General features: G+C 60.1%; 19 protein-coding genes. All 19 read right to left on the bottom strand.

Annotation, left to right across the window (positions count from 1 at the left end; genetic code table 11):
• Window positions 1-196 precede the first annotated feature (196 nt).
• Window positions 197-646, bottom strand: coding sequence for a flagellar export protein FliJ (fliJ, locus tag AC3ISG_RS08205; RefSeq protein WP_122624330.1), 450 nt, complete (start codon window positions 644-646; stop codon window positions 197-199).
• Between the two features lie 6 nt (window positions 647-652).
• On the bottom strand, window positions 653-2,011 hold the full coding sequence (gene fliI, locus AC3ISG_RS08200; RefSeq protein WP_122534879.1) for a flagellar protein export ATPase FliI: 1,359 nt from the start codon (window positions 2,009-2,011) through the stop codon (window positions 653-655).
• A complete protein-coding gene (gene fliH / locus AC3ISG_RS08195) occupies window positions 2,001-2,816 on the bottom strand; it encodes a flagellar assembly protein FliH (protein WP_122534878.1) in 816 nt (271 codons plus the stop codon). The genes fliI and fliH overlap by 11 nt, the downstream gene beginning before the upstream one ends.
• A gap of 15 nt (window positions 2,817-2,831) precedes the next feature.
• A complete protein-coding gene (gene fliG / locus AC3ISG_RS08190) occupies window positions 2,832-3,848 on the bottom strand; it encodes a flagellar motor switch protein FliG (RefSeq protein ID WP_122534877.1) in 1,017 nt (338 codons plus the stop codon).
• Window positions 3,841-5,619, bottom strand: a complete 1,779-nt coding sequence (gene fliF, locus AC3ISG_RS08185) for a flagellar basal-body MS-ring/collar protein FliF (RefSeq protein WP_122534876.1) — start codon at window positions 5,617-5,619, stop codon at window positions 3,841-3,843. The genes fliG and fliF overlap by 8 nt, the downstream gene beginning before the upstream one ends.
• Window positions 5,620-5,633: 14 nt before the next feature.
• Window positions 5,634-5,963 carry a flagellar hook-basal body complex protein FliE gene (gene fliE, locus AC3ISG_RS08180; protein WP_065987290.1) on the bottom strand — a complete coding sequence of 110 codons (330 nt, stop codon included), beginning with the start codon at window positions 5,961-5,963 and terminating at the stop codon, window positions 5,634-5,636.
• A gap of 317 nt (window positions 5,964-6,280) precedes the next feature.
• The gene (locus AC3ISG_RS08175) at window positions 6,281-7,687 is read right to left on the bottom strand and encodes a sigma-54-dependent transcriptional regulator (RefSeq protein WP_489298952.1); all 1,407 of its coding nucleotides are present in this window, start codon (window positions 7,685-7,687) and stop codon (window positions 6,281-6,283) included.
• Entirely contained in the window at window positions 7,684-8,937 is a 1,254-nt protein-coding gene (locus AC3ISG_RS08170; protein WP_489298951.1) for a sensor histidine kinase, read from the bottom strand. The genes AC3ISG_RS08175 and AC3ISG_RS08170 overlap by 4 nt, the downstream gene beginning before the upstream one ends.
• A 121-nt stretch (window positions 8,938-9,058) precedes the next feature.
• A complete protein-coding gene (fleQ, locus tag AC3ISG_RS08165; RefSeq protein ID WP_122534873.1) occupies window positions 9,059-10,534 on the bottom strand; it encodes a transcriptional regulator FleQ in 1,476 nt (491 codons plus the stop codon).
• A 169-nt stretch (window positions 10,535-10,703) separates the two neighbouring features.
• The gene (gene fliT / locus AC3ISG_RS08160) at window positions 10,704-11,000 is read right to left on the bottom strand and encodes a flagellar protein FliT (protein ID WP_122624327.1); all 297 of its coding nucleotides are present in this window, start codon (window positions 10,998-11,000) and stop codon (window positions 10,704-10,706) included.
• A gap of 11 nt (window positions 11,001-11,011) precedes the next feature.
• Window positions 11,012-11,407, bottom strand: a complete 396-nt coding sequence (fliS, locus tag AC3ISG_RS08155) for a flagellar export chaperone FliS (RefSeq protein ID WP_122534871.1) — start codon at window positions 11,405-11,407, stop codon at window positions 11,012-11,014.
• A gap of 121 nt (window positions 11,408-11,528) precedes the next feature.
• Window positions 11,529-12,968 carry a flagellar filament capping protein FliD gene (fliD, locus tag AC3ISG_RS08150; protein ID WP_122534870.1) on the bottom strand — a complete coding sequence of 480 codons (1,440 nt, stop codon included), beginning with the start codon at window positions 12,966-12,968 and terminating at the stop codon, window positions 11,529-11,531.
• Between the two features lie 77 nt (window positions 12,969-13,045).
• Window positions 13,046-13,435, bottom strand: a complete 390-nt coding sequence (locus AC3ISG_RS08145; RefSeq protein ID WP_122534869.1) for a flagellar protein FlaG — start codon at window positions 13,433-13,435, stop codon at window positions 13,046-13,048.
• Window positions 13,436-13,507: 72 nt separating this feature from the next.
• Window positions 13,508-14,356, bottom strand: coding sequence for a flagellin domain-containing protein (locus tag AC3ISG_RS08140; RefSeq protein WP_037011586.1), 849 nt, complete (start codon window positions 14,354-14,356; stop codon window positions 13,508-13,510).
• 295 nt (window positions 14,357-14,651) lie between these two features.
• The gene (locus tag AC3ISG_RS08135; RefSeq protein WP_122624325.1) at window positions 14,652-15,662 is read right to left on the bottom strand and encodes a flagellin N-terminal helical domain-containing protein; all 1,011 of its coding nucleotides are present in this window, start codon (window positions 15,660-15,662) and stop codon (window positions 14,652-14,654) included.
• Window positions 15,663-15,950: 288 nt separating this feature from the next.
• Complete coding sequence (locus tag AC3ISG_RS08130) at window positions 15,951-16,199, bottom strand: hypothetical protein (protein WP_485620469.1); 249 nt, start codon at window positions 16,197-16,199, stop codon at window positions 15,951-15,953.
• Window positions 16,196-17,491, bottom strand: a complete 1,296-nt coding sequence (locus AC3ISG_RS08125; protein ID WP_489298950.1) for a motility associated factor glycosyltransferase family protein — start codon at window positions 17,489-17,491, stop codon at window positions 16,196-16,198. Before AC3ISG_RS08125 ends, AC3ISG_RS08130 begins: the two co-directional genes overlap by 4 nt.
• A 101-nt stretch (window positions 17,492-17,592) precedes the next feature.
• A complete protein-coding gene (locus tag AC3ISG_RS08120; RefSeq protein WP_489299475.1) occupies window positions 17,593-18,525 on the bottom strand; it encodes a ketoacyl-ACP synthase III in 933 nt (310 codons plus the stop codon).
• Between the two features lie 599 nt (window positions 18,526-19,124).
• Window positions 19,125-20,177, bottom strand: a complete 1,053-nt coding sequence (pseI, locus tag AC3ISG_RS08115) for a pseudaminic acid synthase (RefSeq protein WP_489298949.1) — start codon at window positions 20,175-20,177, stop codon at window positions 19,125-19,127.
• Between the last annotated feature and the right edge of the window lie 53 nt (window positions 20,178-20,230).

The following is a 20,230-nucleotide window of genomic DNA, read 5'->3' as shown; positions in this document are numbered from 1 at the left end:
GGGCCGAGCCGCATGGATGCGGCGAGAGCGCCGTTGCGGACATGGATGTCCGTTCGGCGCGGGCCCACGGAGCAAGACCGGAGCGAGGGAACCCGACGAAGTCGGGCCAAACCAGGAGCAGGCACCCTTGGTTACTTGGGGTGCTTTTCCAAGTAACTCGCCGAAGGTGAAACAATCTGCCCCCAGGCAGATGCTTTTAAAACTGCTCGGTCCTGGGCAACCTCTGCACCAACTCATCCAGCAATTTCTGCTCGCGTTTATCTTCCAGCGCACGCGCCTCATCGATATACCGCTGCACCAGCTTGCGCAGCCCCTCCACCCGCGCATAGGCCTTCTGCCACTCATCGCGCGCCTTGTTCAAATTATTCTGATGCCACGCCAGACTCTGACGCTGCTGCGCCACCGCCGTCTCCAACTGATTGAGAAAGCGCTGATAATTCATCAGCCACTGACCCGACACCCCATGGGCGCCCTTGTCGATCCACTGCTGCTGATAATCAGACCGAAACTTATCCAGCTCACCCAACTTGGTTTCGGCCAGCCGCACCTGACCCTGAAAATGCCCCAGGCGCTGCACCGCGGCCTTCTCGACCTTCTCGGCCATCTCGACCACCGGCGCGAGACGGCCTGCGCGACTGACTGCCATGACCGATTAACCGCCGGCCTGAGGATTGAAGATCTTCGCCAACTGCTCCTCGCTGCTCTGCATGCTCTCGTTCTCCTGCAAGCCCTGGCGCAGATACTTCACCAACTGCGGCTGCAGCGAAATTGCCAGGTCAGTCTCGCGATCCCCGCCGGCCACGTACGCGCCGACGCTGATCAGATCACGGCTCTGCTGGTACCGCGACCACAACTGTTTGAAATACTGGGCCTGAACCATGTGCTGCGGATCGACCACGGACGGCATCACCCGGCTGATCGACGCTTCGATATCAATAGCCGGGTAATGCCCCTCTTCCGCCAGTCGCCGCGACAGCACGATGTGGCCGTCGAGCACGCCCCGGGCCGAGTCGGCGATCGGGTCCTGCTGGTCGTCGCCTTCGGACAAAACCGTGTAGAACGCCGTGATCGAGCCACCGCCCGCCTCGGCATTACCGGCGCGCTCCACCAGCTTGGGCAGCTTGGCGAACACGGACGGCGGATACCCCTTGGTCGCCGGCGGCTCGCCGATGGCCAGGGCGATTTCCCGCTGAGCCTGGGCGAAACGTGTCAGCGAATCCATCAGCAACAGGACGTTCTTGCCCTTGTCGCGAAAATACTCGGCGATGCGCGTGCAATACATCGCGGCGCGCAGCCGCATCAACGGCGCGTCGTCCGCCGGAGAGGCCACGACGACCGAACGCTTGAGGCCCTCCTCGCCCAGGCTGTGCTCAATGAATTCCTTCACCTCGCGGCCCCGTTCGCCGATCAGCCCGACGACAATGATGTCGGCCTCGGTGAAGCGGGTCATCATCCCCAGCAGGACGCTCTTGCCGACGCCGGTACCGGCAAACAGACCCAGACGCTGACCGCGTCCGACCGTCAATAAACCGTTGATGCAACGAATCCCCACGTCCAGCGGCTGGCTGATCGGGTTGCGTTTGAGGGGGTTGATGGTCGGGCCGTCCATCGGCACCCAGTCTTCGGCTTTCATGCCGCCCTTGCCGTCGAGGGGGCGACCGGCGCCGTCGAGAACGCGGCCGAGCATGGTCATGCCCATCGGCAGGCGACCGGTGTCCGGGAGTGGCACGACCCGGGCGCCCGGCGCGATACCGGAGACGCTGCCGACCGGCATCAGGAACACCTTGCCGCCGGAGAAGCCCATGACCTCGGCTTCAACCTCGACCGGGTGATGACTGCCGTCGTTGATCACCATGCAACGGCTGCCCATGGCCGCGCGCAGGCCTTCGGCTTCGAGGGTCAGGCCCACCATGCGCAGCAGCCGTCCTTCGACGATTGGCTGCGCCGGCAACGAGATCGCGTCGGGATAGGTGCTCAAGCGTTTGGCGAAACTGGTGCGTTCAAGGCGCATCGACAGCACCCAGCGGGTAAGTGGTTTTCTCGGCGCTCTGGAGCGCCTCTTCCAGTTCGATGGTCACATCGGGCGGCGCCGGGTGCAGGGCCTGCTCGTGCAGCTGATCGAACATTTTGCCAAGGGCCTGACTGATCCGCGCCTCGACGGTGGCGTCGATGCGGCTGTGCTCGCTCTCGACCCGGCAACCACCCGGCTGCAGCGTTTCGTCCTCGAGAATGCGCCAGGTTTCCTCGTGACGCTCACGCATGGCTTTGACCAGCGCAAAGTCCTGCGGGTTGACCAGAATGCGCACGTTGGCCGCGCCCATCGGCAGCAGCCGCAAGGCTTCGCGCAGCACCGTGCCGATCTGGCTGGAGTCGGTTTTCAATTCGCGCTGGATGACCTGGCGGACCACATGTTCGACCAGTGACACCATCGATTTCTCGATCTGTGCGTCCTGGTCGGCGATCGGTTCGAACAGATGCCCCATCAGGACTTCCATGCTATCGAGCTTGGCCGCCAGCGCCACTTCCGCTTCCTGACGAACCTTGAGCTGGGTGCTGTGGAAACCCTCTTTTTCACCGATGGCAAACCCCTCGTTGTAGGCGTCCTGACGGATGCTTTCCAACTCTTCCAGGGTCATGGGCTGGACTTCTTCCAGCGGCACTTCTTCGCTCTCGGCGAGCTCGGCCTCCTCGACCACCGGTTCCGGCTCGGGCACTTCCACGTGCGGGTCAAAGCTGGGCAAGGCCCAGACGTCGATCCCGCGCAAATCCTGTGCCCGGATGAGCTCACTGGGTGCTGCTTTATCGGAGCTGGACATCAACGGCACCTACGCTTAAATCATTTCCTCGCCACCCTTGCCGCCAAGAACGATCTCCCCGGCCTCCGCCATACGACGGGCAATGGTGAGAATTTCCTTCTGGGCGCCTTCGACATCGCTGACGCGAACCGGGCCTTTGGCTTCCAGGTCGTCGCGCAGCAGTTCGGCGGCACGTTTGGACATATTCTTGAAAATCTTCTCTTTGATGGCGTCGTCCGAGCCCTTCAGTGCCAGTACCAGCACGTCGGAGGAGACTTCGCGCAGCAAGGCCTGGATACCACGGTCGTCGACATCGGACAGGTTGTTGAAGACAAACATGAGGTCTTCGATCTGCGTCGACAGGTCTTCGTCCACTTCGCGGATCGAGTCCATGAGCTGGCCTTCGATCGAGCTGTCGAGGAAGTTCATGATATCCGCCGCACGCTTGATACCACCCAGGGTAGTACGCGACGTGTTGGCGTTGCCCGAGAACTGCTTCTCGAGAATCTGGTTCAGTTCTTTCAGCGCCGCCGGCTGTACGGTGTTCAGCGACGACACGCGCAGGATGATGTCCAGGCGCACCTTGTGGTCGAAATGGCTCAGCACTTCACCGGCCTGATCGGCGTCCAGGTACGCGACGACGATGGCCTGGATCTGCGGGTGCTCGAAACGGATGACGTCGGCCACTGCGCGCGGTTCCATCCACTTCAGGCTGTCGAGACCGCTGGTGTTGCCGCCCAGCAGAATCCGGTCGATCAGGCCGTTGGCCTTGTCCTCGCCCAGTGCCTGGGTGAGCATCTTGCGGATGTAGCCGTCCGAGCCGATGCCGACGCCGGTCTGATCGCCGACCACGTCGACGAACTCGCTCATCACCTGTTCAACCTGCTCGCGGTGCACGTTGCGCATCTGCGCCATGGCCACGCCGACCCGTTGAACCTCTTTGGGGCCCATGTGGCGCAATACCTGAGCGGCGTCCGTCTCACCCAGGGTGAGGAGCAGAATCGCGGCTTTATCCACGCGGGTCAGTTTGACTGCAGCAGCTCTATCACTCATCAGCGTTGATCCACTCTTTGACGACCTGGGCTACACGCGCCGGGTCCTCGGCCACAAGGCTCTTGATTGCGTTGAGCTGTGCGTCATAGCCCTCGGTAGGGCTCGGCAACAGAATACTTTGCGGACCGCCCAGACTGACGCGGTCGTTTGCCAATTCACCGTCCATCCCGATCATGCCGCCCAGCTCGGAGTCGCTGTCGCCGGCCTTGCCCTGAGGATTGGTGATGCCCTTCAACACCGGACGCAGTACACCAAACACCAGCACCAGGATAAAGAGCACGCCCATGGCCTGTTTGACGATGTCCCAGAACCACGGCTGCGAGTAGAACGGAATGTCCGGGATCACTTCGCCGCGATCGGTGGAGAACGGCACGTTGATCACGCTGACGCTGTCACCACGGCTGGCATCGAAGCCGACGGCGTCCTGCACCAGACGGGTGAAGCGCGCCAGTTGATCAGCGGTCCACGGGACCATCGTCGTTTCGCCGTTGGCCGGGTTGACCTTGACCTGATCATCGACCACCACCGCAACCGACAGGCGATTGACCTTGCCCTGCTGCTGCTTGGTGTGGCTGATGGAACGGTCGAGCTCGAAGTTCTTGGTCGACTGGTTACGCTTGTCGGCCGGGTACGGCGCCAGCATCGGCTGACCGGTCGCCGGGTCCATGATCTGCTGACCGTTGGCGTCCAGCAGCGGTTGGCCCGGTGCGATGGCGCCTGCGGCACCGGCAGCACCCGCGGCGGCGTTCTGTGGCGCAGTTGCCGGGCCTGGCGGCTGGTTACTCAGCGCACCGGGTACACCTTGCGGACCGCTGCCGCTGGAGCGTTGTTCGTTGACCGTCTGCTCGCTGCGCAGAGCAGGCGTGTCCGGGTTGAAGCTTTCGGCGGTGGATTCAACAGCGCTGAAATCAACGTCTGCCGACACTTCGGCCTTGTAGCGGTCATTGCCCAGCACAGGCTGCAGGATGTTCTGCACACGCTGGGTCAGCATGCTTTCCATGCGGCGGGTGTAATCAAATTGCTTGCCGGCCATGGACAGTTCGGAGTTCTCGGCCTGATCGGACAGCAGGTTGCCCTTCTGATCGACGACGGAAATCTGCGACTTGTTCAGCTCAGGAACACTGGTAGCGACCAGGTTCATGATGGCCAGCACCTGACCGGGCTCCAGCGAACGACCGGCATACAGCTCGACCAGAATGGAAGCGCTGGGCTTGCGATCGTCACGCACAAACACCGAGCTCTTCGGAATCGCCAGGTGAACGCGAGCGCCCTTGACGTTATTGAGGCTGGAGATCGTCCGCGCCAGTTCGCCTTCCAGGCCACGACGATAACGAGTGGCCTCCATGAACTGGCTGGTGCCCAGGCCTTGATCCTTGTCGAGGATTTCGAAGCCGACGTTGCCGTCGGTCTGCGCAATGCCGGCACCGGCCAGCTTGATGCGGGCGCGGGACAGGTCATCGGACTTCACCAGCAGCGCGCCGGAGTTAGGCTCAACAGTGTAGGGAATGTCGGCCTGGGCCAGCGTGTCCATCACCTGCTTGGTGTCAACGCCCGACAGGCTGCCATAGAGCGGCTTGTAATCGGGCTGTTGTGACCAAAGCACCACGGCGAAACCAATCGCCACGCTGGCAGCCAGACCGACCATGAGGCCGACCTGACGCAGCATGGTCATCTCGGAGAGATTTTGCAGGAAGGCCAGCCCGAACATCGGCGGCTTGCTTCCTGGCGTACCCGTTTTGGCGGGTACGTTATCGACGACGGCTTCGGCCATGACTTAAATCGTCCTCAAACCGGCATTTGCATGATGTCTTGGTACGCCTGAACCAGCTTGTTGCGTACCTGGGTCAGCGCTTGAAACGAAACGCTGGCTTTCTGCGATGAGATCATCACGTCGGTGAGGTCCACGCCGCTCTTGCCCATTTCGAAAGCGGTCGACAACTGATTCGACGCCTGCTGGGTGTCGTTTACCTTGTTCACCGCCATGCCGAGCATGTCAGCAAAACTGCTCGCACCCGCCTGTTCTGGCGCTGCGATTGCCTTTGGCTGAGCCATGGCATCCATCTGCATGGAGCGCATGTCCAACATCAAGCGATTAAATTCAACACCTTGGGTCATGACGTTTCTCTCAAAAGGGCCGCAAATTTTTGACACGGATTCAGCGGTTACCTAAGCATTAGCAACAAGGGTGCCAGACCAATAGCGGCAATGTGCCACGTTTGGTGAAAGTCTTCGGATGGGTATTTGAACGGACACATAAACGCAGAGGCGCTTCACGCGTTGACACCGCGCGATGCCCTATCAGACGCAGTTCCTGCGGGAGTCAGCTTGCTCACGAAGACGGCATCACACTCACTGAAAAATCAGCGGGTTGTCGGATATCTGTCGTCAGCGCCAGTCAGGCAGTCATCCACTTCACCGACACGCGTGCCTGCTCAGGATGCAAACAGAAACCCTTCGACATCCATGCCCGCGTCACGCATCTGCGCCAGCTTGTAGCGCAGCGTACGCGGGCTGATACCCAGGCGTTCGGCGGCCTCTTTGCGGCGGCCGCGCTCAGCCCGCAGGGTGTCGATAATCATCTGGAACTCCCGGCGACGCAGGTCTTCACCAAGGGCGCCGGCCCCTTCCCCTCCGGTGGAATCGGGCGACGCTTCCATGGCGCCGGTTGCGATGGCGGGCACCTGAGGCACCGGCGCGGCGGCGAATGTCACCGGCCCGGCAAGACAGAAGTCCTCGGCCTGAATCACGCCGCCCTGCTGCAGAATCAACGCCCGCTGCACCGCGTTGTCCAGCTCTCGGACATTGCCGGGCCAGGCGTAGCTGATCAGGCACTTCTGCGCCTCGGCCGACAGCCGCACCGGCCCGTGCTTCATTTTATTGACGTGCTTGGCCAGCAGACGCTCGGCCAGCGGCAGAATGTCGGCGGGACGCTGACGCAAGGATTGCCACGCGAGCGGGAACACCGACAGCCGATAAAACAGGTCCTCGCGGAAACGCCCTGCCGCCACTTCACCGACCAGGTCGCGGTTGGTCGTCGCCACTACGCGAATGTCCAGGGCGATGGGCTTGCGCGCGCCGACTCGCTCCACTTCCCGCTCCTGCAGCACACGCAACAGCTTGGCCTGAAGGCCCATGGGCATTTCGGAAATCTCGTCCAGCAGAAGGGTGCCGCCTTCAGCCTGTTCAAACTTGCCAGGCTGAGAGGCAATGGCCCCGGTGAACGACCCCTTCTCGTGGCCGAACAGCGTGGCTTCGAGCATGTTGTCCGGGATCGCCGCGCAGTTGATTGCGATGAACGGCTTGTCGGCGCGGGGCGATTGCTGATGAATGAAACGCGCCAGCACTTCTTTACCGGTGCCGGACTCGCCTGAAATCAGTACCGTCGAATCACTTTTCGCCACGCGGCTGGCCAGGCTCAGCAACTGCACGCTGGCGGGCTCGACCGCAATGGGCCCCTCGCCATCGGCCGGCCCGAGCTGACCCAACGCATGACGGGCAACCAGTGCCAACAGGGCCTTCGGCTCGAAGGGTTTAACCAGATAATCGGCCGCGCCCTGACGCATCGCATCCACCGCGCGGTCGACCGTGCCATGGGCCGTCATCAGCAGCACCGGCAACTGCGGGTAGCGACTGCGCAACTGACCCAGCAATTGATGGCCGTCCATGCCGGGCATATTGACGTCGCTGACCACCAGGCTGAACGACGAATTGGCAGCGACTATCAAGGCCTCTTCCGCCGACCCGACCGCTTCATAGGCATGGCCTGCGAGCGCCAGGGTTTCGCCCAGTGCTTCACGCAGAGAAGGGTCATCCTCAACCAGCAGCACGTTGAGGGTCATGAGCGCTCACCTGAAGAAATGGTCAACGCAACCGCCCCAGGCACGAGGGGCAACGACACGATAGCGCAAGTGCCACGGCCCGGACGCGAGCGGAATTCGACACGCCCCTGATGCGCCCGCGCCACCGCGGTCACCACCGCCAGACCGAGGCCGGTGCCCGTGGTCTTGGTGGTGAAGAATGGCTCGCCGATGCGGGCCAGCGCCGCTGGCTCGATGCCGCTGCCACTGTCGCTCACACACAACCGCAACGTGTTGCCGCGGTTATACGCATGAATCTTGATACGGCGCCGCGCGTCGCTCTGGCCGGCACTGGCCTGGACAGCGTTTTCAATGAGGTTGAGCAGCGCGCCGACCAGCGTGTCACGGTTGCACAGCAATTCGCCCGTCGGGCTGTCGCATTGCCAGCGCACTGCCACGTCACGCACATGGGTCTGGGCGGCGGATTCGAGGGCGGCGACCAACGCGGTCGGCGTCACTCGGTCAGTCAGCGGCAGCTCGCCACGGGCGAATACCAGCATGTCCCGGACCTGATGCTCGAGCTCGTGCAAACGCTCTTTCAAACGTCCGGCGAAGCGCTGTTGGGTTTCGACGCTCAAGGCCTGATCCGCCAGGTGGCTGGCGTAGATCATTGCTGCCGACAGCGGCGTGCGGATCTGATGGGCCAGGGACGCGACCATCCGGCCCAAGGACGACAAACGCTCATGACGCGCCAGCTGACTTTGCAGATGGCGGGTTTCGGTCAGGTCGTTGAGCAACACCAGTTGGCCCGGCTCGGCGTCCAGGGAACGGGTGGCAATGGACAGGCGGCGCCCGTCCTTCAGGGAGATTTCATGGCCGTCATCTTCGCGCGGCGCGAAGCAGCGGGCGATGACGTGGCGCCAGAGCATGCCGATCAATGGCTCGCCCAGCAGATCCAGCGCGGCGGGATTGGCCTCGCGGACCATGCCGGTGCCGTCGATGACAATGACGCCGCCGGGCAGCAGATCCAGCAGGTTCTGCAGGCGGTTCGCCAGGCGTTCTTTCTCTGCCAGCTCCTGCATGCGCTGGGCGCTGACCACGGCCAGCTCGCCCTTGAGCTCAGTGACCCGTGCTTCCAGCAGGCCGTAGGAGTCAGTCAGTTGAGTCGACATCTGGCTGAACAATGCGAAGGCCTGCTCAAGCCCTTGCCTGCTTGCCACTTCCGGGGACTGCTGCACTAACGAACCCATGGCTAAAGCTGGTTCGGAAGACATCTGAGCGGCCTGGGGCATAGTTGATCTCTCGGGTAGCGAACCGTCAGTAAACGGTATGTTCCCAGAGACATAGCAATCCTCGTGCCGAAAAAAAACCGCTGAAAAATCAGCGGTTTATTTTTGGCGCGTCAATCGACAGTCAGTCTTCGACCTGCTCGTCGCCTTCGCGACGGCTCATGCCGTACTTGCGCATTTTCTCCACCAGCGTGGTGCGGCGGATGCGCAGACGTTCGGCGGCCCGTGCCACGATTCCGTTTGCGTCATCCAGCGCCTGCTGGATCAAGCCCTGTTCCAGGCCACCGAGGTAGTCCTTCAAGTCCAGGCCTTCAGGCGGCAGCAGCGCGCTGCTGGCGAAGTTCGGCGTATGACCGTTAATGGCCACGCGCTCTTCGAGATCGCTGCGCAGGCTGTCGACCAATTGCTCATCTTCGTCGTCGACGTAGCGGAATTTCTTCGGCAGCTCGGAGACGCCGATGACGCCGTATGGGTGCATGATCGCCATGCGCTCGACGAGGTTGGCGAGTTCACGCACGTTGCCCGGCCAGCCGTGACGGCACAGGGACATGATGGCGGCGGAGTTAAAGCGGATCGACCCACGTTTTTCGTGTTCCATCCGCGAAATCAGCTCGTTCATCAACAGCGGAATGTCTTCCACCCGCTCACGCAACGGCGCCATTTCGATCGGGAACACATTCAGACGGTAGTAAAGATCCTCGCGGAAACTGCCGATCACGATCATGTCTTCAAGATTTTTATGCGTCGCGGCAATGATCCGCACGTCGACGCTTTGGGTCTTGTTGCTGCCCACGCGCTCGAAGGTGCGTTCCTGCAGGACGCGCAGCAGCTTGACCTGCATCGGCAGCGGCATGTCGCCGATCTCATCGAGAAACAGCGTGCCACCGTTGGCCAGTTCGAAGCGCCCTGCCCGGCTGGTGATGGCGCCGGTGAAAGCGCCCTTCTCGTGGCCGAACAGTTCGCTTTCGAGCAACTCGGCCGGGATCGCGCCGCAGTTGACCGGCACGAACGGCGCATCGCGGCGCTTAGAGTGGTAATGCAGATTACGGGCAACGACTTCCTTGCCGGTCCCGGACTCACCGAGGATCAGCACGCTGGCGTCGGTGTCGGCGACCTGCTGCATCATCTGGCGCACATGCTGAATCGCACGACTGGTGCCGACGAGGCTGCGGAAAAGATTGGGTTCGCGCTGGCGCCCACGTTCACGGGCCTGGTCGTACATCTCGCGATAGACCTGGGCGCGGTGAAGGGAGTCCAGCAGTTTGCTGTAGCTGGGCGGCATCTCGACGGTGGAGAGGACCCGGCGGCGCAGATCGTCCGCCAGTTCGGTCGAGGAGTTCTCGCCCATCAGCAGGACCGGGAGAAACTCGTCCCACGCGGCCACGGTTTTGAGCAGGCCCTGAAGGCTGCCCGGGGCGTTCACGCTGCCGACCAGCACGCAGAGCACTTCTCGGGTGGAGGTCAACGAACCCACGACTTGCTGCCAGTCTGTGCTGGAGCAGGACAGGTTCTCATCACCCAGAAAATTCAGAATCACCGCCATGTCACGGCGGCGCTGGCTATCGTCATCGATCAGCAGGATTTTGATTTCACGCCACATGCAATAGCAACTTCCCTAGTCAACTCGATGCCCGATCACGGGCAAGCTTGGCTTTCGTTTCGTCCGTTGAGACGCGTCAATCACCGAAATTAGTGAACTTCACTAGTTAAGTCAAAAAACCGTACACAGTCAATTATTTGGCGTACATATTTTGGCTATGGACCAAGTGTCAACCGAACAGATGGTAAACCTTTGCCGCGCTTTTCGCTCGCTGGATCTGCGACATTTCGTCGACGATCGCTTGACGTTCGCCCACAGCTACGTCAATAAGCTTGCGATAGACGCCTAGCAGCTCTTCCAGATTGTTTCGCAATTCAGGCTCATCGTTGCTCGCCTGGTTGATGACTTCGTCGACGCAGGCCCGGCAGGCCATATCGAGCTGGCCGATTGCCTCCCAGTCACGCTGCTCGAGGGCATCGACCAAGGCTTCACGGGTTTCTTCGATTCGCTTGAGTGCAACGCTCATGGGTGTCTCCTTCAGAGCACGGGCTGTTGTTCGCCGATCCCGTCCCAGCCTTCCTTGACCGTGGTCAGCAGGCCGCTGACTTCATCAAGGATCTTCGGATCGGATTTGATGTTCGCTTCTGCCAGACGCTTCATCAGGTACACGTACAGATTGTCGACATGGGCCAGGGCTTCCGCCTGCTTTTCCATGTCCAGACCTTCACGCAGACCGCCGATGATTTCAATCGCCTTGCCAATCAACAGCCCTTTGGCGGGGATGTCCTTGCGCTCGATGGCGCCCTTGGCCTGGGCGATACGGTCAAGGCCGGCTTCCATCAGCATCTGTACCAGACGGTGTGGCGTGGCCACTGCAGTCTGGGCATGTGAGTTGACCTTCTGATACTGACGAAGGGCTGCCATACGGTTCATTGTCTTACCTCGCAAAACTCGAAGTTTCTATAGTGAGGGTATCGACACGGCCTGAAAAAACTTTAAGGCCAGATGCCAAAAACCCGGCACCAGGGCCGGGTCATCTTCAGCGCGCCAACGTTTACGCGTTTTTCTGCGCGTTGAGCGAGTCGAAGAACGAGGTGATGCTCGTCGCCGAGGCTTTCAACTGCCCCACCAGCAAGTCCATCGCGTTGTATTTGGCGGTCAGGGTGGCCGTCAGGGTCGTGACGCGCAAATCGAGTGCGGCTTGCTGATCCTGAAGGTTGCTCTGCTGTTTGTTCAGGCTGGTCTTGCGGGTGTCGAAAATGCCGCCAGTCTGGGTGTAAGGCGTGACAGCCGCATTCATCCGGGCCAGCAAACCGTTCTTGCCGTCTCCGGTACCGGTGAACAACTGCTGAACGTCACCCGCCAGCCCCGCATCCATCGCGGCGGTGAATTTCTTGTCGTCCAGTGTCAGCTTGCCGTCGCTCTGACCGGTCGTGATGCCCAACTGAGCCAATACCGACAGCTCGCCCGGCGCACCCGTGGTGACCAACTCTTTGCGCAACGCCGAAATGATCGCACGGGGCATTGCGTCGCCGGTCAGCGAGGCCGGCGTGACCGTAGCGCCGGTTGTTTTGTCCGGGGTGTCACTGACCGAAGCTTTCGTCACCGTGGTCACGGCACTGAGCACCGCGTTGTAGGAATCGACAAAGGCCTGCAGTGACGCCTTCAGGTTGTCGGTGTTGGTGCTCACCGTCACCGTGGTGGTGGTTTTGTCACTGCCGGGCAACAGTTTCATCGTTACCCCGCCAAGGGTCTTGTCGACCGTGTTGCTTTTGCTGGTGACCTGCAGTCCGTTGATCGTCAAAGAAGCGCTGACTGGCGGCGTGCCAATGTAACCGGCCGACGAAGCGGAGGTCGCATCAAGCTTGTCGGTTTTACCGATGGTGAAACCGGCAATGCTGCTGCTGGTGGTGATCTCGGAATCAGCACCAGTCACTGTCGAGCCAAAAACCAGGCGCGTGCCCTTGTCGTCCGTGATGATGTTGGCACTGATGTTGGTGGTTTTCGTGTCTTTATTGATCTGCGCCGCGACCGAGGCCAGGGTGGCCCCCTCCGGAATGGTGTAAGCCTTGGAAATGCCATTTTGAGTGAGGGTAAGGTCCCCACTCGGAATGGCACTGGTACCACCGCCGGCAAATGCAGCCGTCGCAACGCTCGAACTGGTGGCGATGTTATTGACGTTGATCGAATAGGTGCCGGGCACTGCGGTGTTATCCGAGCTCACGGTCATCTTGGTTTCGTCGGAGGACTTCGCCGCGTAGCCGGTGAATTGCAGTTTACTGGTGGTGCCGGACGGCGGATTGACCAGCGCCTGAAACGCCGACATCGCCGATTGCAGCGTGCCGATGCCCGACAGCTTGGTGGTGACCAGCTTGGTCTGGGTGGTGATCTGGGTTTGCTTGGCGGTTTTGTCGGAATTGACCAATGCGGTCACGATTTCACCGATTGCCAAACCCGAGCCGAGGCCCGTAGCAGGTGTAATTGGACTAGCCATGTGAATCTCCTTTCAGTTGTAGTCAGCATGTTGACGAGCACGCTACGCCCAAAGGCAGCGTTCACGTTTTGTGCCATTTAAACTTTCGCGTCGAATAACAGGCTGTTTGCGTTCTTCAGACTGTCGGCGAGTTTCAACGCTTCAGCGGACGGCAATTGCCGCACCACTTCACCTGTTTCCGTGGCGATCACTTTCACTACCACTTTCCCCGACTTGTCGTCGATGGAGAATTCCAGGTTGCGATGAACCGACTGAAAGAACTGTTCCATTTGCTTGACGGCCGCTTCCAGTTCTTCTGACTTCTTGCCTGGGTCTGAGTCTTTACTTGTCGACGTCTCGGACTGCGCAGAAGCAGCCGGAGCAGAAACGACTTGAGGCGCCACGGCTGGCTTGTCAGCAACCACAGGCACCGCGGGCAACGACTGGACCATCGAATAAGACAAATTGAGCCTGCTACTTATGTCCATGTCCACTCACCTCTTGAACGTAAAAAGCGGGAGAGCACGCAAGCATACTCCCCCGCCAAACTCTAACCGTTATTACTGAAGCAGTTTCAGAACAGCGGATGGCAGCTGGTTAGCCTGGGCCAGAACAGAGGTGGAAGCTTGTTGCAGAGTCTGTTGTTTGGTCAGGTTAGCGGTTTCAGCGGCGAAGTCGGTGTCTTGAATACGGCCCAGTGCAGCGGTGGCGTTTTCGTTAACGTTTTGCAGGTTGGAAATGGTGCTGGTCAGACGGCTTTGCGAAGCACCGAGGTTTGCACGAGTGCTGTTGATCGTTGCCAGAGCAGCGTCAATTGCAGTGATTGCGTTGTCGATGTTGGTGCTGGCGGTGGCGCTGGTGCCAGTGATCGCAACAGAACCGCTTGCAACCGACAGGGAAGTAGCGTCGAACTTGGAGCTCAGAACCAGGTCGATGCGGTTAGCCGAGCCAGTGCTCGAGCCTACTTGCAGGGTCATGGTGCCAGCCGAACCGTCCAGCAGGTTTTTGCCGTTGAGGTTGGTCGAAGACGAGATACGAGTCAGTTCGTCGGACATCTGACCGAATTCAGCGTTCAGAGCGGTACGGTCAGCCGTGCCGTTAGTGTCGTTTCGCGACTGAACAGCCAGTTCACGCATACGCTGCAGAATGTTGGTGGACTCTTGCAGAGCGCCTTCAGCGGTTTGAGCCATCGAGATGCCGTCGTTGGCGTTCTTGATTGCTACGGTCTGGCCGCGGATTTGCGACGTTTCGCGGGTTGCGATCTGCAGGCCGGCTGCGTCGTCTTTAGCGCTGTTGATTTTCAGACCGGAAGACAGACGAGTCATCGAAGTCGACAGTGCATCGGAAGCTTTGGACAGGTTCTTCTGAACAGCCAGGGAAGCTACGTTGGTGTTTACGCCTAAAGCCATGATGAATTCCTCGTGAGTTGTTTGCTGCGGCTATCCGGCCCTGGCAAGCGCCGGGTGTGGCCTAGAGAACCTACGTAATGTTTATCGTCGCGGTTGCCAGGAGCTTGAGGGCTTTTTCAAATTTATTTGCCACCAGAGCGCCACCCCCGCATTTTGTTGTCCGGGGATACACAACGTTTCGGCGCACTCCCCGGAAGCTTTAACCTGACCCGGCGATTTGTTAACCAGTTCTCAAAAGACGGACGCCCCCTGCGGCGCGCCCGGTGTGGTAGCGCTCTCTATAGAGAGGCTTGGGTTATTGCAGGAGCTTCAGCACGGCGGCTGGTAGCTGGTTGGCTTGGGACAGGATGGCGGTGGAGGCTTGTTGAAGGGTTTGCTGTTTGGTGAGCTCGGCGGTTTCTGCGGCGAAGTCGACGTCTTCAATTCGGCCGCGTGACGCCGTCACGTTTTCCACGATATTGGAAATGTTGGAAATAGTAGAGGTCAGCCGGTTTTGCTTGGCCCCCAATTCAGCAGTGGCTGCTGAAACTGTCGCCAATGCCTTGTCGATCTGAATGATCGCATCATCGATGTTCTTAGCTGTTACAGCCGACTCCAACTCAAGTTCTGCCTTAGTGGGCTGCAATGGGTTCGCTCGCGCTATACCTTCATAGATGCCGGTCCCATCAATTTTGGGGGTGATGTTATCGCCAATTTTTACATCCCTGTTACCCACGACCAAAGCAGTGTTAGTAGCAGGATCTGGGAGCACTGCGGTGACCGCTGGAATATCTGCTTTTGCAGTGAATAGCGCTTTGCCGGAAAAGTCTTCTGTAAGCGCGATATCAATCTGCTCATCAGGACCTGTGTTCGCGCCCACATGGAAGGTAAGGATACCTGCACTTCCATCCAGCAGCTTCAAGTCCTGGCCAAACTTCGTACTGCCGGCAAGACGATTGAGCTCGGCAACTTTCTCGTCAAATTCCTTGTTGGATGCAGCACGATCGCTCGAACTGTTGGTGCCATTTTTCGCTTGAACAGCGAGTTCACGCATACGTTGCAAGATACCAATCGACTCTTGCAATGCCCCCTCGGTTGTTTGAATCACAGAGATCGCATCGTTGGCATTTCTCGCTGCGACGGTGAGCCCTCGAATCTGCGTGGTAAGCCGGGTGGCAATCTGCATGCCAGCTGCGTCATCTTTGGCACTGTTGATACGCAAACCGGAGGAAAGCCTCGTCATGGCGGTGCTTAGGGAGTCGGAAGAGCGGCCCAGATTCCGCTGAACAGACAGCGACGCAATATTGGTGTTCACAGTTAAAGCCATTTTTAATTCCCTCGTTGATAGAAACGGAGGGTTCTCTGATGTCGGGGAAGTCCATTTCTCCCGGAGAACCTACAATCCCGGTATCGACGATCTGCACATTGGCTTTAACAACAAACACTTCCCGAAGGCTGCGCCACCACTACACTTGAAGGGTAATAAAACAGCTAAGTTATTCACTGGACTGGATATAAAAAAAACTGAAAAAAAAGGCCCTTACGGTCCACTCAATTCAGACTGAACTGAAACTAACGTAGGAACTTTCTCTGACTTTCCTGCACCCGGAAAGGGTCAAATCTCAACAAACTCCACTTCCAGCCAATCCGCCACTCCCAACCAATCCTGCCGCTCCTGGCAGGCCAGAATCGCACTCAACACCCTCCCCCATTCAGCCTGTCTCTCGGCGCAGACCCCTTCCATCAGCGGCATAGACCGGTCGATCAGCTCGACCATCTTAAGCGCGCCTTCGATATCGCGGCCCAGGCGAAACAGCTTCGCGCAGTCGCGGGCTTCTTCTATGACGTCTGCAGGCAAGGTCATGGCGCGGTCCAGTCGGGGTCGAAGTGGGCGCCGGCGATCAACGCACCGTCGCGGCTGGTGTTGAGGAACGTGACCTGCGGGTGGCGGGCAATGAAGCGTTCGAGTTCGATCAGATAGCTGCGGAAATTGAGCTGGGTCTTGACCTTGTTGCCGCGGCCGTCGCGCACCCAGTGTTTGGCGACGCTCAGGGCAGGCCCCAGGTCGCCGTCCTCCCAGCCGGTGTGGGTCTTGCCGCCGGGGAAGGCGAAGTCGGCGCCGAACAGGGTGATCCGTGAAGCGCCCAATTTGACCGCGAGGTCTACCGCCGGGTGAATGACGCTGCCGGCGACATGCAACGTAGCTCTGGGAATTTCTTCACGCAGCCGGGCGTACAGGGGGCTGGTTGAATAGCCTACGTAGCGCGGGCCTTGCCATGCCTCCAGCATTTCGGCGTCCTGTCCCGGCACGTAGACCAGCGCGATGTGTGCAGAACCCTCGGCGGGCAGATGTCGCGGGGTGATGCGGTGGTCGATGCTCACCACCACATCCGGCGTGATGCCCTGATTGCGCAGCGGCACGTAGGCCGTGTCGACGCAAATGATCAGCGGGCGGTTCGTGCTGTTTGACGTGATCAAGAGGCGCGGCAAATGCTGTTGCAGACTCGGTCCCGTGGCGATAACGAACACGTCGCGCCCGGGTTGAGTGCCGAACAGTGCAGCGACGTCGGTGTCCCCTTGCAGCAGTGCCCTGCCCTGTTCCAGCAGGCGCGCGTTGTCGGGGGTATCGGCGGCGAAGGCCTGGTTGTTGAAGGCGACGTGCACTTCGCTGACCAGCCGATCGCGGATCCGTGCGCTGCTGTCGTCGGCCAGCACCAGCTCGGCTGGCAGCGCAAAGAACGGCAGTTGAATCTCGCTGCGGGCATCGGCGTACGCGAGGTTCACGCGGGGGTCGGACAGCCAGTCATCCTGTTCCAGCAGTTGCAGCACCAATGAGAACAGCGCGCCATTGAGGATATGGACGTGCAGCGCTTGCAGAGAGTGTTCGGCGAGCAAAACCCTCTGCAGATCGCCGAGGCCGGTGCCATAAAGGTGCACGGCGGGGCTGTCGGTGGGGAGGCTTTTTGCCTGGGTTTGCGCTTCGCCGAGGCGATCATGGCGGCTGGTGAGCTGGATGCCGCCAATGCTGAGGGTCGATTGTCGACCTTCGATCAACTGCGCAGGAATGAATTCGGTATTTTCGGCGCTCAACCGCTGGGCCACGTCGGGCCAGCGCTGTTCGATCACGGCGAGGTTGCGCTGGAGAATCTCGCTCATGACGGCAGTCCTTTTCCGATGGGAGGTGCAGAAAGCAAAACGGCGACCTGAGTTATCAGCGTCGCCGTCGTACAGGCTGGAGGCAGCCCGGTGATTCGCTGTCAGGGACGATAAAGGATCGCTGAGCCCCACGACAAGCCCACGCCGAAACCACTGACCGCGATGCGCTTCCACGTAGCGTTCATGACGTGTTTTTCCAGCAGCAGCGGAATGCTGGAAGACACCGTGTTGCCGGTCTCGAGCATATCCTTGACGAACTTCTCCGGCGACGTGCCGTCCTCGAACCGACGGGCGACCGCATCGACGATGGCCGCACTACCCTGGTGAATGCAGAACGCATCAACGTCGGAGGATTGCAGGCCGGAGTCTTCGAGCAATTCATTGAGGTGCGCAGGCACTTTGACCAGCGCGAAGTTGAACACCTGACGCCCGTTCATGTAGAACGCGCCGTCGGTGGTCTTGAGAAACTCTGCGCCCGAGCCGTCGGTGCCGAACTTGGATTTGCCCAACTGCCACGGGGCGTCGTCGCTCATCCAGGTCGCGGTGGCGGCATCGCCGAAGAGCATGGTGGTGTTGCGGTCTTCCGGGTTGACGATCTTGGAATACGGGTCGGCGGTGACCAGCAGGCCGTTTTTCAGGCCGGTCGCCTCCATGAAGCCTTTCAGCGCATAGATGCCGTAGACGTAGCCCGAGCACCCCAGGGAAATGTCGAACGCGGCGACATGGGTCGGCAGGCCGAGTTTGTGTTGAACGATGGCGGCCGTGTGCGGCAAGCCTTCTTCGTCGCCGTTCTGGGTGACGACGATCAGGGCGTCGATGGCGTCCCGCGACAGCCCGGGGTTGTTGGCGAACAGCTGGTTGACCGCTTCGACGCACAGGTCCGAGGTTTCCTGGTTGTCGTCTTTGCGCGGCAGAAAAGCGGAACCGATCTTGCCAAGGATGAAGTCTTCATCCTTTCCGAATTTGGCACCCTGGGCGTAATTGTCGACGCCGGCTGTGGGCACATAACTCGCTATGCTCTTGATGCCAATCATCATGGCTTCCCAATAAAAAACTGCTGAACATCACCCGGCGCGGTTAAGCGGGGCGTTGAAAATCCGGGGCTTGCGGCTTGAAAAAAGGCGACGTACACGCCAAAGCGATACCAGAATCGCTCTGAAATCGGCCCGACGACGTCACGGCCCGCCAACACGATACAGTGAAGATGCCCGTTATGACCCACAGGTCACCAAAAGTTTTACAAGCTTTTAGCTGACCGACGGGTGCTGCGCAACCTCAGATCGCCGCTCAGACAGCCAATTGACATGAAGATGTCACGGGATTGTGGCGGGTCGGCGAACACCCGGGTGGCTTTAGTGGGACAAGCTTCAGCCGGGACGAGGCCCTGATGTACAGCCTCATTTTTGCGGTGTGACGCCTGCCGTCTTCCCGGCTAAAGCCGGTCCTACACTGGCGTTCACAGCCAATCTCACTGACTGCACGCATTGGTTTAGTGGGACCGGCTTCAGCCGGGAAGAGGCCCAAATATGCACCCGCGATTCTGAGGTGTGGCGAATGCCGTCTTCCCGGCTAAAGCCGGTCCTACATTCGTGTTCACAGCGCAATTCCCAAGTGATGCCGGTCCTGCCTTCACTCAACCCACCACATCCCAGCTCAACGCAGTCCTGCGTTTCAGCGGGTGCCGGGCTTTGCGCCCCAGCACGGCATCGATGTGTTTGGGCGCGAGGCCGAGGCCGGGGCGAATGGCGCGGATATTGTCCGGGGTGAAGGCCTCGCCCTCGGCGATGTCCCGCACCACGTACAACGAGCGGCGGTATTGCAGCGATTTCTGTTCGGCTTCGGTAGCGCCGTATTGCACGTGGCCCATGCCTTGCCACGCGCGTTCGGTTTCGATGACCAGGCTGGCCATTTCCGCCGGTTCCAGGGAAAAACTGGCGTCGACCCCGCCATCGGCGCGGTCCAGGGTGAAGTGCTTTTCGATGACCGTCGCGCCCATGGCCACCGCAGCAACCGACACGCCAACGCCCATGGTGTGATCGGACAAGCCCACCTGGCAGCCGAACAACCCGGCCATATGCGGAATCGTGCGGACGTGGCTGTTGGCCGGTGTGGCCGGGTAGGTGCTGGTGCATTTCAGCAGCACCAGATCCTTGCAGCCCGCGGCCCGGGCCGCGCGCACGCTGTGGTCCAGCTCGGCGATGCTGGCCATGCCGGTGGAAATGATCATCGGTTTACCGGTGGCCGCCACTTTGCGAATCAGCGGGATGTCGGTGTTTTCAAAGCTGGCGATCTTGTAGGCCGGCACGTCGAGGCTCTCGAGAAAGTCCACGGCGGTCTCGTCGAAGGGCGTGGAGAACGCCAGCAGCCCCAACTCTTTAGCCCGGGCGAAGATCGGCGCGTGCCATTCCCACGGCGTATGCGCCTGCTCGTACAGCGCATACAGCGAGGTCCCGGCCCACAAACTGTTGGGATCTTTGATGAAGAACTCGCCCTCGGCGATGTCCAGGGTCATGGTGTCGGCGGTATAGGTTTGCAGTTTGAGGGCATGGGCCCCGGCTTTGGCGGCCGCCTCGACGATACGCAATGCCTGATCCAGCGACTGATTATGGTTGCCGCTCATCTCGGCAATGATGAACGGCGGCGCGTCGGGGCCGATGGTTCGCGAACCGATCTTGAAAGACTTCATCGTTGCTCACTCGCTGCATTGACGTCGGCCGGCACTGGCTCCGACGCTAGAAA

It is taken from the genome of Pseudomonas sp. GL_135 (genome assembly GCF_057834665.1).
The sequence above is the reverse complement of the archived record's forward strand: the minus strand, read 5'-3'. Positions and strand labels throughout refer to the sequence as shown.

Coding starts and splice junctions, on each gene's coding strand:
- fliJ (WP_122624330.1), bottom strand. CDS start 646: ATGGCAGTCAGTCGCGCAGGCCGTCTCGCGCCGGTGGTCGAGATGGCC.
- fliI (WP_122534879.1), bottom strand. CDS start 2,011: ATGCGCCTTGAACGCACCAGTTTCGCCAAACGCTTGAGCACCTATCCC.
- fliH (WP_122534878.1), bottom strand. CDS start 2,816: ATGTCCAGCTCCGATAAAGCAGCACCCAGTGAGCTCATCCGGGCACAG.
- fliG (WP_122534877.1), bottom strand. CDS start 3,848: ATGAGTGATAGAGCTGCTGCAGTCAAACTGACCCGCGTGGATAAAGCC.
- fliF (WP_122534876.1), bottom strand. CDS start 5,619: ATGGCCGAAGCCGTCGTCGATAACGTACCCGCCAAAACGGGTACGCCA.
- fliE (WP_065987290.1), bottom strand. CDS start 5,963: ATGACCCAAGGTGTTGAATTTAATCGCTTGATGTTGGACATGCGCTCC.
- AC3ISG_RS08175 (WP_489298952.1), bottom strand. CDS start 7,687: ATGACCCTCAACGTGCTGCTGGTTGAGGATGACCCTTCTCTGCGTGAA.
- AC3ISG_RS08170 (WP_489298951.1), bottom strand. CDS start 8,937: ATGCCCCAGGCCGCTCAGATGTCTTCCGAACCAGCTTTAGCCATGGGT.
- fleQ (WP_122534873.1), bottom strand. CDS start 10,534: ATGTGGCGTGAAATCAAAATCCTGCTGATCGATGACGATAGCCAGCGC.
- fliT (WP_122624327.1), bottom strand. CDS start 11,000: ATGAGCGTTGCACTCAAGCGAATCGAAGAAACCCGTGAAGCCTTGGTC.
- fliS (WP_122534871.1), bottom strand. CDS start 11,407: ATGAACCGTATGGCAGCCCTTCGTCAGTATCAGAAGGTCAACTCACAT.
- fliD (WP_122534870.1), bottom strand. CDS start 12,968: ATGGCTAGTCCAATTACACCTGCTACGGGCCTCGGCTCGGGTTTGGCA.
- AC3ISG_RS08145 (WP_122534869.1), bottom strand. CDS start 13,435: ATGGACATAAGTAGCAGGCTCAATTTGTCTTATTCGATGGTCCAGTCG.
- AC3ISG_RS08140 (WP_037011586.1), bottom strand. CDS start 14,356: ATGGCTTTAGGCGTAAACACCAACGTAGCTTCCCTGGCTGTTCAGAAG.
- AC3ISG_RS08135 (WP_122624325.1), bottom strand. CDS start 15,662: ATGGCTTTAACTGTGAACACCAATATTGCGTCGCTGTCTGTTCAGCGG.
- AC3ISG_RS08130 (WP_485620469.1), bottom strand. CDS start 16,199: ATGACCTTGCCTGCAGACGTCATAGAAGAAGCCCGCGACTGCGCGAAG.
- AC3ISG_RS08125 (WP_489298950.1), bottom strand. CDS start 17,491: ATGAGCGAGATTCTCCAGCGCAACCTCGCCGTGATCGAACAGCGCTGG.
- AC3ISG_RS08120 (WP_489299475.1), bottom strand. CDS start 18,525: ATGATTGGCATCAAGAGCATAGCGAGTTATGTGCCCACAGCCGGCGTC.
- pseI (WP_489298949.1), bottom strand. CDS start 20,177: ATGAAGTCTTTCAAGATCGGTTCGCGAACCATCGGCCCCGACGCGCCG.